This is a genomic window from Lactobacillus nasalidis, from assembly GCF_016587775.1.
GTDB lineage: Bacteria > Bacillota > Bacilli > Lactobacillales > Lactobacillaceae > Lactobacillus > Lactobacillus nasalidis.
Genome location: NZ_BOCG01000360.1, coordinates 1 through 1,310, shown reverse-complemented (window position 1 = coordinate 1,310; position 1,310 = coordinate 1). Strand labels below are relative to the sequence as shown.

Below are 1,310 nucleotides of genomic sequence, written 5' to 3'. Positions count from 1 at the left end.
TTCAGAGGGCAAATCCGTTACCAAGTTCAATGAACTTTACGAAATTTCCTGGTAAAAATTAATTAACTAACTTTCCTGATTCGTTAATTTTGCCAAGAGCACAAAGGCACTCATCAATTCGATGGGTGCCTTTTTGCTTAACTGTTATAACTTGCAACAAAAAAGGCAGCCTCGCGAGGCTGCCACAGATTAGCTAACTTTCCTGATTCTCTAATCTGCTACTAATTGTATCACAACTATCTTAAACTTCCCAGTCTGGGAACTGGTCTATACAAAATCACCGCTTTGTTCGTGAATCAACCGTTTTCTTAGCTACCTAAAAACTTTTTCTCCAAAATTGTCCAAAAAAGCGAATATTCGCTTATCTATTCTCTTGCTTTTTTCCAAACTAAATGCTATCTTTAATACATAATCGTTCGTCTATGAAAAAGAAAAGAAGAAAAAGAAAGAAGTAATTTCGCTATGCGCTTTAATTACAAGAAATTGGTTGCCGCTGGGGCAGCCACTCTGTCAGTTGCTGCTGTATTGACTGCCTGCTCCGGCAAGAAGTCCAACACCTCCGTCAACAAGGACACCAAGCACGGTATCGCCCTGATCACTGACGGTAACGGTGTTGACGACCACTCCTTCAACCAAGCCGCTTGGTCTGGTTTCAAGGACTACGGCAAGGAACACGGCCTCAAGCAAGGCAAGGGTGGCTACCAATACTTTGAATCATCCTCAGCTGCCGACTTCACCCCTAACCTGACTCAAGCTGCTCAAGCCGGCTACCAAACCATCTTCGGTGTCGGCTACATGCTGACTGACTCAGTTAAAGCCGCATCCAAGAAGTACCCTAAGAAGAACTTCGTCATCATCGACTCTGTCGTAACTGGCCGCAAGAACGTTGCTTCCGTCAGCTTCAAGAGTAACGAAGCTTCCTACCTTGGCGGTCTGGCTGCTGCCTACACCACCAAGAGCAACAAGGTCGGCTTCATCGGCGGGGCCAAGTCCAGCGTCCTGGAACTCTTCGAAGCCGGCTTCAAGCAAGGTGTCAAGGATGGTGCCAAGGCCTTAGGCAAGAAGATCACCGTTTACGACCAATACATCGGTAACTTCACCTCAACCGACAAGGCCAAGTCAATCGCCCAGTCAATGTACACTGACGGCGCTGACATCATCTACCAAGCTGCCGGCAACGCCGGTAACGGTGTCTTCACCGAAGCCAAGACCCGCAACAAGGCAACTACTGCTGCCAAGAAGGTCTGGGTCATCGGTGTCGACGTTGACCAGTCAAGCCTGGGCAACTACACTTCAAAAGACGGCAAGAA

General features: G+C 47.4%; 1 protein-coding gene. It reads left to right on the top strand.

Going from position 1 to position 1,310, the window contains the following annotated elements; genetic code table 11:
• Positions 1–462 precede the first annotated feature (462 nt).
• The coding region (locus tag lacNas_RS06865) for a BMP family lipoprotein (protein ID WP_201346721.1) at positions 463–1,310 on the top strand (848 nt) is incomplete at its 3' end.